This window comes from Mesorhizobium sp. M4B.F.Ca.ET.214.01.1.1, from assembly GCF_004791545.1.
GTDB classification, from domain to species: Bacteria; Pseudomonadota; Alphaproteobacteria; order Rhizobiales; family Rhizobiaceae; genus Mesorhizobium; species Mesorhizobium abyssinicae.
Map to the genome: position 1 here is coordinate 56,362 of NZ_SRUX01000007.1, position 13,345 is coordinate 69,706.

The window sequence follows — 13,345 nt, forward strand, 5'->3', positions numbered from 1 at the left end:
ACTTACGTCCACCCTTCAGCCTTCAGGTGCAGTTACAGCCGGAAATGCGGCCGTCAGTTGGCGAACGACAAACCGCACAGCCGCCGCGCGTCAGGTAGCTTCAAGGCCAGTATTTGGCCTTCATCTACCCCGACAGCCGGTTCCCCAAGCAACCCCGGCCGAAGCGGAGATGCGGCGCTTCGTCGACGTCACTGCTTCATTCGTCCACCAGATGGTGGATGACTTTAGAAAAGCCCGACCTCGTCTCACGCACACACGGAGCCACTTGAAGCGTACAACTTCTTATTCCTTCGGAAGCGCTTCCGATCTTGCGCTACAACAACGCATCACAATCTCTACGGAACGGAATATATCTTACGACCATAAATCCTAAGGAGCATCTGAAAGACCGATGAACTCGGCGCTGTTGCCGAAGATTTGCTCAATCTGTTCAGGGAGCAGAACACCTTCGTCTTCAACGACCTGGCGCAAATTTCTCTTCCCTGCCAAAGCGCGCTTCGACAGCTCCGCCGCTTTGCTATAGCCAATGAGCTTTGCCAACGGCGTGGCCAAAGCAAGAGATTGGTCAAGCAGGGCTTTGCAGCGATCCTCGTCGACTTCGATCCCGTCCACGCAGCGCTCTTTGAAAATCCGCATTCCTCTCGTCAACAACCGCATTGATTGCAGGATGTTCAAGACGATCACCGGTTCCATTGCATTCAGTTGGAGCTGCCCGGCGCTCGCGGCGAGCGTCACGGCAAGATCATTCCCAATGACCTGGAAACTGAGCTGGTTCATCATCTCCGGAATGACGGGGTTGATCTTGCCCGGCATGATGGAAGAGCCGGCCTGTACCGGCGGCAAGCGAATCTCGCCGAGGCCGCCGAGCGGTCCGCTGCTAAGGAGGCGCAGATCGTTGCAGATCTTGGTCAGCTTGACAGCGATGCGCTTCAGCATACCTGAAAAGGAGACAAAACCTCCGGTGTCGGACGTTGCCTCGATAAGGTTGCGCGCGGCGATAAGCTGAATCCCGGATATTTGCGACAGATGACGGCAAACGATACTGGGGAACTCGCGAGGCACGTTGATCGACGTGCCGATTGCCGAACCGCCGAGGTTGATTTCCAGCAACAATCTCGATGCCGATTGAAGCTGGATGATGTCCTCATCTATGAGTTCGGCAAAGGCCCCGAACTCTTGCCCGACTGTCATCGGAACGGCATCTTGAAGCTGAGTTCTGCCGACCTTCAGGGCATTTGCATGCTGCAGCGCTTTCGCGCGGAACGCCTCACGCAAGCCGACCTTTGCGGATACCAGTCCCTCGCAGGCTCGCAACACCGTCAGCCGGATTGCGGTCGGATACACATCGTTGGTCGACTGGGAAAGGTTTACGTCGTCATTGGGGTGCAGTCTCGTATAGTCGCCAACGGCTGCGCCGAGCTTGATCAAGGCCAGGTTCGTTACAACCTCGTTGACGTTCATGTTCGTGGACGTGCCGGCCCCGCCCTGCATCATGTCCACGGGGAAATTCTCTTCGATCCCCCGAAGTCCGATGAGTTCGTCACAGGCATCCGATATGGCATGTGTCTTTTCGGGCGAGAGCAGTCCGAGTTCCATGTTCGCCAGGCCAGCGGCCTTTTTCACCATGGCCATCGACTGGATGAGCTCGGGGAAATCCCTCAGGCGCAGCCCCGAAATGTCAAAGTTCTGTTCCGCTCGACGGGTGTGCACGCCGTAGAGCACATTGCCAGGGATAGCGAGCGGTCCGATCAGGTCGGATTCGATGCGTTCGACAAACATGGTTGCTTCCTCTCTCAGGACAGGATCTGGCACCACACACCGCCCCATCGCTTGCCTGTGGACCCGATCGGCCTGACGGGGCTGCCGCAAGCCTTGGACCCGGGCCTCTGCGGGGTACGACGCTCAGGTTCTCGGCGTCCCACCAGGGCTCGCCTTCAGCGGCGTCCTCTCTGCCGCGGGAGGTGACACCGTCACCTCTGCTTGATGGCGGCGCCAGCCTTGATGGCGAGGGCCGCAACGGTCAGTGCGGGGTTAACGGCCGCTGATGTAGGAAGTACCGAAGCGTCGGTCACGTAGAGGTTTGAGATTTCGTGCGAACGGCAATCGGTCGACACGACCGACGTCTGCGGATCGTTCCCTAGTCTGGCAGTGCCGCACTGATGCGAAGTCGTCTTCCTGCCGAAAGTTCGGGTGAGAACGATGGGAAAGCCCGCCTTGCGCATGACGTGACGCGTCTTGCGGATGAGGGTCTCGTGCGCCCGCATGTTGCTGCGCACCCAATGCATGACGATGCGGCCGTTGCTGACCGTGACGCGGCTGTCGGGATTGGGCAGATCCTCGCTGGTTAGGAACCAGCCATAGCAATTGCGGGCTATCAGACCGGCCAGCCAGCGCGGCAGTAGTGGTGCGTTGGCCTTCAGGATATTTCCCGTAATGTGTCCGAGTAACTGGACGTTTCCGAGCGGAAATCCGGTCTCCGGATCGGCATTGTAGAAGTCGTTGAACGCAAGCGTCTTCTGGTAAACCGATGTGTTGGCGGATAGCGGATCGATCGTCAGCATGGCGGTGGTGTTGTGGTTCATGAAATTTCGGCCGAGTTGGTCGGAGCCATTGGCCAGCCCGCGCGGGTGCGCGCCATTGGCAGACCGCAACAGCAGCGCAGCGGTCTGGACGGCGCCGGCCGCAACAGCGAAGACGCCAGCGCTGATGCGTTGCTCAACGCCATCCTTCAGGAACACCGCGGCAATCATCTGCTGACCGGCCGGATCGGTCTCCAGGCGCAAGACATTCGCCCCAGTCAAGAGGCTGACATTGCCGTGCTCGAGCGCCGCCGCCAGCGGGCCGGCCTCAGCATCGACCTTGCCGGATCCAGTATTGGGAAAAGCATCCCATCCGGTCTTGGCGCGGCGAAGCCATTCATCGATGTCGATGGCCAGGGGAAGACTGGAGGGGTGTACGCCTGCCTTGTTCAGGCGAGCCCGCACAGCGGCGATGGCGGGCTCGTCCTGCACCGGGGGAAAGCGGTAGGGGCTCACACGCGGCGGCTCCGTCGGGTCCTGTGAGGCATCGCCGCGCACCTTGAAGATCGCCTCGGCCCGCTCGTACCACGGCTCGAGTTCGTCATAGGTGATCGGCCACCCTGGTGAAGCGCCATCCATGTGGGGGCGAGGCGAGAAATCTTCCTCTCTGTAGCGGTACAAGACCGCGCCAAAGAACTTGGAATTGCCGCCGACATAGTAATAATTGCCCGGCAGGAAAGCCTCGCCATCGGTGCCAATCCACTCTTCGCTCGATCGATAAAATCCCTTGAGGAATATGGCCGTATCATCGCGCGCTTCGGGGGTATCCCGCAGGTGCTCGCCACGTTCCAGGATCACGATACGCCTGCCGCTATCGGCAAGGCTATAGGCCAGGGACGCGCCTCCAATCCCCGATCCGATGATGACGATATCTGCTGTCTGGTCCAAGTCGGCGCCTCAATCTATGCGTTGTTCGGTCTCAGCATCGAACAGCACGATCTTGGCAGTATCGACAGCGAGGGTCGCGGGCGTGCGGGCTGCTACGGCTCGTGGTGGCACGCGCGCCGTGACCTCGACGCCACCTGCCTGGAACAGGGCAAGCGTGTCGGGTCCGGTCGGTTCGACAACGTCGATATTTACCGACAGCTTTTGCGCAGACTGTGCGCCGGCAAGGCTGAAAAGTTCAGGACGGATCCCGACAAAGACCCTGCGCCCGGCGTATTTGGCAGCCGCCTGCGACGAGACCGGAATTCCGGCGAGTTCAGTGGGCGCCGCGCCAGGGATGTCGATGACAGCAACCGCGCGGCCTTCTTTCACCTCGAGCTTCGCCGGAATGATGTTCATCGATGGCGAGCCAACGAACTTGGCCACATATACGTTCGCCGGCCGGTCGTAGACCGACTGCGGATCGTCGAGGTGCTGGACCACGCCGTCCTTCATCACGGCGACGCGCGTGGCGAGCGTCATGGCCTCGATCTGGTCGTGGGTGACATAGACGATGGTGGTTCCCAATCGTGCGTGGAGGCGCTTGATCTCCGTGCGCATATCGACGCGCAACTTGGCGTCCAGGTTGGAGAGAGGTTCGTCGAACAAGAACAGCTTGGGTTGACGCACGATCGCGCGCCCCATCGCCACACGCTGTCGCTGACCGCCCGAAAGTTGGGACGGCTTCCTATTCAAAAGATGCGTCATCTGGAGCAGGTCTGCCGCGGTCTTCACGGCCTTGTCCCGCTCGGCCTGTGGCACACCGCGTATCTTCATGCCGAACTCGATGTTCTGGCGCACGGTCATCGTGGGGTACAGCGCGTAGGACTGGAACACCATCGCAATATCCCGATCTTTCGGCGAGAGGTCGTTGACCACCTTGCCGGCGATGCGGATTTCTCCGCCCGATATCTCTTCCAGCCCCGCGATCATGTTGAGCAGCGTGGACTTGCCGCAGCCCGAAGGGCCGAGCAGTACGAGGAAGTCACCGGTTCCGATGGAGATGCTGACCTCCTTCAGAACTTCGAGTTCACCATAGAGTTTGCGAGCACGATCGATTTCGAGAGTTGACATGGCATCAGCCTTTCACGGCGCCGGCAGTAAGGCCGCGCACGAAATATCTTCCAGCGACGACGTAGACAAAAAGGGTCGGAAGCGCGGCGATCATGGCGGCAGCCATGTCGACGTTGTATTCCTTGCGGCCCATCGAGACGTTGACGATGTTGTTGAGCGCTACGGTGATGGGGGCATTTTCGCCAGCGGTGAATGACGCCCCGAACAGGTAGTCGTTCCAGATCTGGGTGAACTGCCAGATGCAGGACACGACGATGATCGGCAGGGCCGCCGGCAGCATGATCGATACGAAGATCCTGATGAAACCGGCACCGTCGATCTTCGCCGCTCTTACAAGTTCATCGGGAATGCTGACGAAATAGTTGCGGAAGAACAGCGTGGTGAACGCGATGCCGTAGACCGTGTGGACCAGCACGAGCCCCGGAAGAGACCCGGCGAGACCAAGAATGCCCAACGTTTGCGCCATGGGAAGAATCACTGCCTGGAAAGGCAGGAAGCAGCCGAACAACAGCAGCCCGAAGATCACGTTGGAGCCGGGAAACCGCCATTTAGTGATGACATAGCCGTTGATCGCACCGATGCCGGTCGACATGATTACGGCTGGGATCGTCAACAGCAGCGAATTGATGAAGTAGGGTTTCAGCCCTTTGCAGGCGGTTCCGTTGCAAGCCTCTGACCAAGCGGTGCGCCAGGCATCGAAGCTGATTTGCTGTGGCAGACCGATAAAGGAGCCGGCATAGATCTCATCGAGATGTTTCACCGAAGTGGTGATCATCACCCAGAGCGGCATCAGGTAAAACGCAGCCATGAAAAACAGGCTGCCGTAGATCACGGCACGGCCGATACGATGCTGTCGACGGAAGGACCTGGCATTGGTGGCCAAGGGCGTGGAACTGGTGGCCAAGGACGCGGCATTAGTGGCCATCGCGGGACTCCTTCAGCTCTGAATAGAGATACGGAACGATGATCGCAGCGACGGTCATCAGCATCATCATCGCACTGGCTGCGCCAACGCCCATCTGGTCACGCCGGAAGGTGGCGGAGTACATGAAGGTGGAAGGCATTTCGGTCGCGGAACCGGGTCCGGTGTTGGTCAGCGCCAGAATGAGATCGAAGCTCTTGATTGCGATATAGCTGAGCAAGACGATCACGCTCAGGAAGGCGGGGCGCAGCATCGGCACGACGATTGTCCGATAGATTCGCGGCAGGCTTGCGCCCTCGATCTGGGCGGCCTTGATGACCGAATTGTCGATGCCGCGCAGGCCGGCCAGGAAGATCGCCATGGCGAAGCCGGTCGATTGCCAGACGGCGGCTATCACCACGCAATAGATCGCGAAAGTCGGCTGTGCGATCCAGTCGAAAACGAAGCTGGTCCAGCCGAGCTCATTGATCACTTTCTGCACACCCAGAGCGGGGTTTAGAATCCACTTCCAGGCGGTGCCGGTGACGATGAAGGACAGCGCCATCGGGTAGAGAAAGATCGCCCGCAATGTGCCTTCGACGCGGATCTTCTGGTCGAGAAGGATTGCCATCAACAGTCCGAGCCCGGTGGTCAGGGCCAAAAACAGTGTTGAAAAGACGAACAGATTGAACACGGCCGTGTGCCAGCGCGGCGTCGACCACAGGCGGACATACTGATTGAGGCCGACAAAATCGTATTTCGGCACGATCATGGAAGACGAGAGCGAGATCCAACCCGTCCAGCAGATGAACAGGTAGACCGCAACCAGCACAACCAAGAGGCTGGGCGCCAGCACAAGCCGTGGCAACCAATGCTCAATACGGTTCGATAAAGGGGTGGGTCTGCTCATCGGCTTGCCCTCAGGTTGGGTCAATGGAGCTGCGAGAAAGGCGCTGCCGGGACCTCATGGGAGGCATTGCCCCGGCAGCGAACGCACGCCTCAGCGTGCGTTGTTGATCCCGTCGACCAGGGATTTGACCGCGTCTTCCGCGCTCATATCCGTGACGAAGAACTTGCCGACGACGTCTTGGAACACGCCAGAGAAACGCGGCTCGACAGCAAAGCCGTCGGTGAGCGATCCGTAGATGGCGTTGTCCTTGATGGCAGCGACGCGGTCCGAAAAGCTGCGCTTGGCGCAGTCGTCAAAATCGTCCATCGGCACATCGAGACGAGCCGGGATCGAGCCCTTGATCAGATTGAACTTCTTCTGAACCTCGGGGTCCATGATGGCTTCCGCGACCGCGTCCTGCCCCTTTGCGATATCGCCATTGTCGATCTTGAAGCCGCCGAAGGTATCGAACACGAACTTGTAATTCGGCGTGGCGGTCGGCGTCGGGAAGCAGAGGAAATCGACGCCGGGCTTCATGCCCTTGGCGAGGAATTCACCCTTCGCCCAATCGCCCATGATCTGCATGCCTGCCTGGCCGTTGGCGACCAAGTTGGTCGCAGCCGCCCAGTCACGGCCGGTGAAACCGGCATCATGCAATCCACGCACCTTGCCCAGAAGTTCAAACGTCTTGATCATCTCGGGGCTGGACAGCGCCGTCTCATCAAGATCGATAGCTGCTTTCTTGTAAAAATCGGGGCCGTTCACGTCGATCAGCATGGATTCGAACAGCTCTTCGATCTGCCAGCTCTCGTCGCTCATCGCTATCGGCGTAACACCAATCGCTTTCAGCTTTTCGGCACTGGCAATCAGTTCGTCCCAGCTTGTGGGAATGGCGATCCCAGCCTTGTCGAAGACGGCCTTATTTGCCCAAACCCAGTTCTGACGATGCATGTTGATCGGAGTCGAGAAAAAGCTGTCATCCTGCTCCAGGAATTGCAGCATGACCGGAGGAAGGGCGGCTTTCCAGCTGTTCTTGGCATAAAGGTCATTCAACGAACGCAGCACGCCTTCCTTGGCCCAGCCCAGTCCTTCGAAGCCGAGGAACTGCATCACCGCAGGCGGATTGCCGGCGGCGACACGAGTGCGCAACGCCTGCTGGGCATTGGCGCCATTGGCGCCACCAACCGCGCTGTCCTGCCACTCGAAGCCCATGGTCTTGAGCTTGTCGGTGATGACTTTCAGGGCCCCGACCTCGCTCGCCGACGTCCAGACATGCAGGCCTTCAATTTTGGTTTGTGCCATTGCCTGGCCCGCAAAGGGCAGTCCCAGGGCAGCGGCGAGCAGCATTCTCTTAAGGTTCGTCATCGTTCTTCCCCTTTTGGAGGTTGAAGCCCGGTCGCATTTTCGCTGTTATCGGGCCGGTTGCAGTCAGCTTGGATCGGCCGGCATGGCGTAGCCGACGTTCTTTCTTCCGTAGCGGCGGACCCGGATGTTGGCTTGTTCGGCATGCCCGGCGAACCCTTCCATCAGGCAGAGACGCGAGCCGTACTCTCCGATCAGGGCCGAGGCCTCGTCGGTCAGGATGCGCTGATAGGTGCAGGTCTTGAGGAATTTGCCGACCCAGAGCCCGCCAGTGTAGCGCGCGGCCTTGTTGGTCGGCAGCGTATGGTTGGTGCCGATGACCTTGTCGCCAAACGACACATTCGTGCGGGCACCGAGAAACAGCGCGCCATAGTTTTTCATCTTCTCAAGGAAGTAGTCCGGATCACGCGTCATGACCTGGACATGCTCGGAGGCGATGCGATCGGCCTCGGCCACCATCTCGTCGATCGTATCGCACAGGATGATCTCGCCGAAATCCTCCCAGGCTTTGGCCGCGACAGCCGCGGTCGGCAGGATTTTGAGCAGACGCTCGATTTCATCCAGCGTGTCGCGGGTAAGTTTTTCCGAGTTGGTGATCAGCAAAGCAGGAGAGCTGACGCCATGCTCCGCCTGGCCAAGCAGATCCGTGGCCACGATCTCACCGTCGACACTGTCGTCGGCAATCACCAGCGTCTCGGTCGGACCGGCGAAAAGGTCGATGCCGACCTTGCCGAACAGCAGCCGTTTCGCTTCTGCCACATAGGCATTTCCAGGGCCGGCCAGGATATCGACGGGAGCGATCGTCTCGGTGCCGTAGGCCATGGCGGCGATCGCCTGGACGCCGCCGAGGCAGTAGATTTCGTCGGCGCCGGCGAGCGCCTGGGCGGCGACAATCTTCTCGGCGATCTTGCCCTGAAACGGCGGGGCGCAGGTGATGACGCGCTCGCAACCAGCCACTCGGGCGGTCAAGACAGTCATGTGGGCGGACGCAAGCAGCGGATATTTGCCGCCCGGGACATAGCATCCGACATTCTGGATCGGCACGTTCTTGTGGCCTAGAACGACTCCCGGCAGCGTTTCGATCTCCAGATCGAGAAGGGTCGCGCGCTGGGCTTCGGCGAACCTGCGCACCTGGTCCTGCGCGAAATCGAGATCATCGCGTTCGCGCTTGGTCAACGCGTTGATGCACCCGTCGATCTCGGCCTTGGTCAGGCGATAGTCATCCCTGTCGAACTTGTCGAAGCGGACGGACAATTCGCGCACCGCCTTGTCGCCGCCCTTCTCGACCTGGGCCAGCAAGGCCTGAACTGTCGCGGTAACTGCCGGCTGACCATCGTCTGCGACACTGCCTCGGGCGGACTTGACGGTGCGTATCATTGGAATAGCTCTTCGTTCGCGAGCGCGTGGGCGCCGCATCCTCAACGAGATGGGTGGCGAAGTTTGAGGGCGGGGCCGGCCCGCCCTCACGTCGGTCCTGCTACAGGTGCTGCTCGCGGGCGCGCATCTCGGCGTATCCGGCCTGTTCTTTTTCGTAGTAGGCCGGCGACGGAAAATCCCACCAGCCGGTCGCGAACGGTCCCGCCGCGTCGCGCGAGACAATGACCTCGACAAGAGCCGGGCCTCCGCATTCCAGAGCTGCCTTCAGGCTGCTTTCGAGATCTTCATCCTTCTCGACTTTCCAGGCCTCGAGCCCGAATGCGCGGGCGGAGGCCGTGATATCGGCAGAGTAAGGCTGGCCATTCCCGGAGTGATGGGTAAATTCGGAAGCGATGTGACGGCCCATGAACTTGCGCTGGCCACCGCGGATCGACATGTAACCTGAGTTGTTCAACACGAGGAACACCACATTGATGCCGTTCATCACGGCAGTGCCCATTTCGGGCAGCGACATCATGAAGTCGCCGTCGCCAACGATCGCCACGACCTGGCGATCCGGGCATGCGAGCTTGGCGCCCAAAGCCGCCGGCACCGCCCAGCCCATCGGCGAATAGGAGCCGGAGGTCAGGTGGGTGCGAGGCTCGTAGACCGGGAAGCTTTGCTTCACCGAACCCTGGGTGTTGCCCGAACCGACAACCACAATACCATTGCGGTCGAGGACCTTGCGCAAAGCGACCAGTGGCCGCTGCGATGTGAAGGGCGTTTCGCGGCTGTTTTCGCGCGGCGACACCTGGGCGATCCAGTCGGCCTTCGCCTTCTGGACGTCCGCCAGGAACTTCTCGCGTTTTGCGAGAGCCTTCTTGGCATCTGCCTCCGAGATCAACGCCAGGATTGCCTCCAACGCCACCTTTGCGTCGGACACGATGCCAACCTCGGTCGGATAGGTTTTGCCGATCTCACGCGGGTCAAGATCAATGTGGATCAGCTTGCCCGGGGGGATCGAGAACGAAACGCCCTTGGCGTAGGAAGATGCCGACCAATCTGTAAAGCGGCAGCCTACCGAGATCACGACGTCAGCGGACGCGGTGATCTTGTTGCCGCATGTCGTGCCGGTCTGGCCGACTGCGCCGATGAAGAGCTCATGATCTTCCGAGATGGCGCCCTTACCGTTCCAGGTGATCGAAACCGCCGCGCCGAGCCGCTCTGCCAGACGGGTCAATTCGTTCGAAGCGTTAGCCGTGATGGCGCCGCCACCGGCGACGATGACCGGCCGTTCGGCGTTCAACAGAAGCTTTACGGCCGCCTCGATCGCGCTCGGATCCGGGTAGGCCACACCGATCGGCAGGCGCTTATCCAGCGGATGAATGCTCACCTCGGCCGCCTCGACCTGCACGTCCATCGGTACCTCGACGTGCACGGGGCCCGGACGGCCGGTGAGCATCTCGTTGAAGGCGCGATGCATGATGGTCGGCAGAACCTGAACGGATTGAGCCTGCCAGGCGCGCTTGGTCACCTGCTCGGTGATGCGCGCAAAGGCGTTGTCCTGCTGGCGCTCGATCTCCTGCATGGTGCCGTGGCCATGCATGTAGGTCTGTGGGGAGCCCGAGACATAGAACAAGGAAGTCGAGTCGCAGTAGGCTGTCGCAAGCCCAATGATCGTGTTGGTAGCGCCGGGTCCGACCGACGTCGAACATGCCATGGGCTTGCCGCTGGCGCGGAAATAGCCGTCCGCCATGTGAACGGCGCTCTGTTCATGCATGACCTGGATGAAAGGCAGCTGCGAGCCTTCCTCTAGAAAAGCATCGAACAGGGCCCAGATGCCATGTCCAGGTACGCCAGCCACATATTCGACGCCATATTCCTTGAGCGCTCTTGCGACGATCTGCCCACCGGTCAGTTTCATTGTTCGACCCTCTTATCTTTGGCTGACGAGGCGGTTGCGAGATATGCTCCTCGTTCATGCTCTTAGTAAGCAGCCATGGAAGGCCCTGCGACAAGTTCGCAGGGTAGGTTTATTCGAAGCAATGTGACGCGCTATCAGAGAAGAGTTGCGACAGTAGGGGTTGACCGCTTCCAGCCGCCGATGGGCGAAATATGCCGAGACTGGCTCCAGCCAGGCGCAACACGCGTCCAGATTCCAGGAGATTTTCGACGCGATATAACGCGATAAGTGCTGCATATCGCGCAAGAATTCGCACTACCGCGCAATTCCGCCTCAACAACGCGTATGGCTTGCTTGCTGGTAATGTCAACCACTTATGACGGTGGAACCCATGTCGAAGCGCAACCAGATTGTCCTGCATGCACTCGTCGCGCGATACGGCACGCTTGCACTTGATCTCGATATCGCACACCAGATCGGCTTCGATGGGCTGGAAGCATCCGGCGCCAAGATTCGCGCTTTCCTGGACGCTGGTTTCAGCCCGCAGGAGCTGCGGCGCGTTGTCGGCGATACTTTCATTCCAGGAATTGGATTTCTTCTCGACGTGGAACGCTACGGCGACGCCCGAAAGGACCTGCTGAAAGACGCGGAAGCTTTGACGGACCTTGCCTCGGCGGTTGGATCAAAGGGCATTCAGGTCATTACAGGTCCAATCAGTCTCGAGGCTCTCGATCCCACCAGCGTTACCCGGCTACCCGATCTCTACCGCGGCGTTGTTGGCCTGCCGATAGAGGAGCAGATCGACATCACGGCGTCTGGATTGGCCGCGGTCGCCGACATTGCCGCCCAGCGCAATGTGGTCATCTACCATGAAGCGTTGTCCTGGACGCCGCTCAACACCCTTGACAGGCAGCTTCGGACCATCAGGAAAGCAGCGCGCGACAACATACGTCTCGTCGTCGACTTCTGGCACTGTTACACCTCGGGCGATGGCCCCGAACAAATCTCGCGATTGGACAAGGATCTGATTTACGGCGTGCACATCTGCGACTCTCTGCCGTTTGCGGGCGGAGTCCCCAACGAGCCGGTGCTGCGCGACGTGGAAACAGGCAAGGGCGCGCTAGACCTTCGAGAGTGGGTAGCTGCCGTGAAGTCTACCGGCTACGATGGCTGGTGGAGCTGCGAGCTGTTCTGCAACAAGCAGCATCAGATGAACAGCTACGACGTCGCTCGCGATCTCAAAACCCTCATGCAGGATCTTGTTGAAGGTCCTTAGGTCGTCGATCGTCGAGGTTTCGATTTGGACCCCCCAATGCGCGGTGGATCACCGTGCCCTGCTTGCTAAACAATTGGAGGCTCTCGGCAGTTAGCTGGCGCCCGACCACCAAATGGTCGATCTCTCCAGGTCCCGAAACTTGAAAGGGCGCGACCCTCGACATCCTGTCTGCGGTCGCAAAAGCTACCCGAGCGATGCTCCGCCTGCACATCGCGCGTTTGATTTCAGCCTCGGCAAGGTCGAATGCGGTCAAGCCGACGGAAGCATCTATGGCACAATCGGCGGCAAAGAAGAAATCGGCATGGAACTGCTCCAACTGCGAGAGGCAGACAGGTCCAAAAGAGCATCCTTTGTCCTGGTCGTACAGGCCGCCCAACAGAACCACGCGCACTTGACGATGCCCTGATAATGCCGTCGCGACTGACGGAGCATTCGTCACAACCGTCAAGGCCATGTCACGGGGCAAAGCGGCAGCGCATGCGACGCTTAGGGCTGCTTGATCCATCAGGATCACCGCGCCGGGCTGCACGAGCTTGGTTGCGGTAGCAGCCGGCGCCGCGAGATCGGAGACGGAGATTTTCAACCGCCCGCCTCCCGTGCCGGTCGCTGATGATCTGGCGAGCGCTCCGCCGTAGACCCTGCGGCAAAACCCGGCTTTGGCAAGATCGCGAAGATCGCGGCGTACGGTGTCTTCCGACACACGGAATTCGAGCGCCAGCGCGTTGGCCAGGACCTTGCCTTGCTCCGCTAATCGATCGCGTATGATCGCCTGGCGCTCTTCCGAAAGCATCACCCAAACCTCCCAGACAGATCATGGGCAGCTTCTTTTTCCGTCTTCATGGCTAGCGGATATAACTCCCAACCGTCCCAGGCCACAATGTCATGATGAACCGTCGCTGCAGGTCGAGCCAAGGGCACTGTTCGTCGATCATGTGGTCGATAAGCCTCACTACCAGCCGCTCACCGATGCAATTTCGCACAGTCACCATTCCTGACGCATTTGGACGTTCATTTCCGATGTCGGGAAACGGGGAACGGGGGTCGTGGAGGCCCCCCCGTGATATCCTATCCATCAGACCAA

The 13,345-nt window shown here is 59.8% G+C and carries 10 protein-coding genes; 1 reads left to right on the plus strand and 9 read right to left on the minus strand.

Annotation, left to right across the window (positions count from 1 at the left end; genetic code table 11):
• Positions 1–369: 369 nt before the first annotated feature.
• From EN857_RS15385 to EN857_RS15420, 8 genes are all read right to left on the minus strand, one after another.
• Positions 370–1,779, minus strand: a complete 1,410-nt coding sequence (locus EN857_RS15385; RefSeq protein ID WP_127308987.1) for an aspartate ammonia-lyase — start codon at positions 1,777–1,779, stop codon at positions 370–372.
• Between the two features lie 191 nt (positions 1,780–1,970).
• Positions 1,971–3,467, minus strand: coding sequence for a GMC family oxidoreductase (locus EN857_RS15390; RefSeq protein WP_135858841.1), 1,497 nt, complete (start codon positions 3,465–3,467; stop codon positions 1,971–1,973).
• 9 nt (positions 3,468–3,476) lie between these two features.
• Positions 3,477–4,577, minus strand: a complete 1,101-nt coding sequence (gene ugpC, locus EN857_RS15395) for a sn-glycerol-3-phosphate ABC transporter ATP-binding protein UgpC (RefSeq protein WP_135858843.1) — start codon at positions 4,575–4,577, stop codon at positions 3,477–3,479.
• Between the two features lie 4 nt (positions 4,578–4,581).
• Positions 4,582–5,502, minus strand: a complete 921-nt coding sequence (locus EN857_RS15400; protein WP_245478121.1) for a carbohydrate ABC transporter permease — start codon at positions 5,500–5,502, stop codon at positions 4,582–4,584.
• The gene (locus EN857_RS15405; protein WP_127308984.1) at positions 5,492–6,388 is read right to left on the minus strand and encodes a sugar ABC transporter permease; all 897 of its coding nucleotides are present in this window, start codon (positions 6,386–6,388) and stop codon (positions 5,492–5,494) included. The genes EN857_RS15400 and EN857_RS15405 overlap by 11 nt, the downstream gene beginning before the upstream one ends.
• A 90-nt stretch (positions 6,389–6,478) precedes the next feature.
• On the minus strand, positions 6,479–7,732 hold the full coding sequence (locus EN857_RS15410; protein WP_128346049.1) for an ABC transporter substrate-binding protein: 1,254 nt from the start codon (positions 7,730–7,732) through the stop codon (positions 6,479–6,481).
• Positions 7,733–7,795: 63 nt separating this feature from the next.
• On the minus strand, positions 7,796–9,106 hold the full coding sequence (hisD, locus tag EN857_RS15415) for a histidinol dehydrogenase (protein WP_127308982.1): 1,311 nt from the start codon (positions 9,104–9,106) through the stop codon (positions 7,796–7,798).
• A gap of 100 nt (positions 9,107–9,206) precedes the next feature.
• A complete protein-coding gene (locus tag EN857_RS15420; protein WP_135858845.1) occupies positions 9,207–11,009 on the minus strand; it encodes a thiamine pyrophosphate-binding protein in 1,803 nt (600 codons plus the stop codon).
• 370 nt (positions 11,010–11,379) lie between these two features.
• Here EN857_RS15420 and EN857_RS15425 point away from each other — a divergent pair, with 370 nt between their 5' ends.
• On the plus strand, positions 11,380–12,264 hold the full coding sequence (locus EN857_RS15425; protein WP_127308980.1) for a sugar phosphate isomerase/epimerase family protein: 885 nt from the start codon (positions 11,380–11,382) through the stop codon (positions 12,262–12,264).
• Here EN857_RS15425 and EN857_RS15430 read toward each other — a convergent pair.
• Positions 12,236–13,054: a DeoR/GlpR family DNA-binding transcription regulator gene (locus tag EN857_RS15430; RefSeq protein ID WP_127308979.1), complete on the minus strand. Its 819-nt coding sequence runs from the start codon at positions 13,052–13,054 to the stop codon at positions 12,236–12,238. The two genes, EN857_RS15425 and EN857_RS15430, sit on opposite strands and share 29 nt — an antisense overlap.
• Between the last annotated feature and the right edge of the window lie 291 nt (positions 13,055–13,345).

What these genes read in the sequence shown, in the direction of transcription:
- EN857_RS15430 (WP_127308979.1), bottom strand. Translation starts at nt 13,054, where the DNA reads ATGCTTTCGGAAGAGCGCCAGGCGATCATACGCGATCGATTAGCGGAG.
- EN857_RS15385 (WP_127308987.1), bottom strand. Translation starts at nt 1,779, where the DNA reads ATGTTTGTCGAACGCATCGAATCCGACCTGATCGGACCGCTCGCTATC.
- EN857_RS15420 (WP_135858845.1), bottom strand. Translation starts at nt 11,009, where the DNA reads ATGAAACTGACCGGTGGGCAGATCGTCGCAAGAGCGCTCAAGGAATAT.
- EN857_RS15425 (WP_127308980.1), top strand. Translation starts at nt 11,380, where the DNA reads ATGTCGAAGCGCAACCAGATTGTCCTGCATGCACTCGTCGCGCGATAC.
- EN857_RS15410 (WP_128346049.1), bottom strand. Translation starts at nt 7,732, where the DNA reads ATGACGAACCTTAAGAGAATGCTGCTCGCCGCTGCCCTGGGACTGCCC.
- ugpC (WP_135858843.1), bottom strand. Translation starts at nt 4,577, where the DNA reads ATGTCAACTCTCGAAATCGATCGTGCTCGCAAACTCTATGGTGAACTC.
- EN857_RS15405 (WP_127308984.1), bottom strand. Translation starts at nt 6,388, where the DNA reads ATGAGCAGACCCACCCCTTTATCGAACCGTATTGAGCATTGGTTGCCA.
- hisD (WP_127308982.1), bottom strand. Translation starts at nt 9,106, where the DNA reads ATGATACGCACCGTCAAGTCCGCCCGAGGCAGTGTCGCAGACGATGGT.
- EN857_RS15400 (WP_245478121.1), bottom strand. Translation starts at nt 5,502, where the DNA reads ATGGCCACTAATGCCGCGTCCTTGGCCACCAGTTCCACGCCCTTGGCC.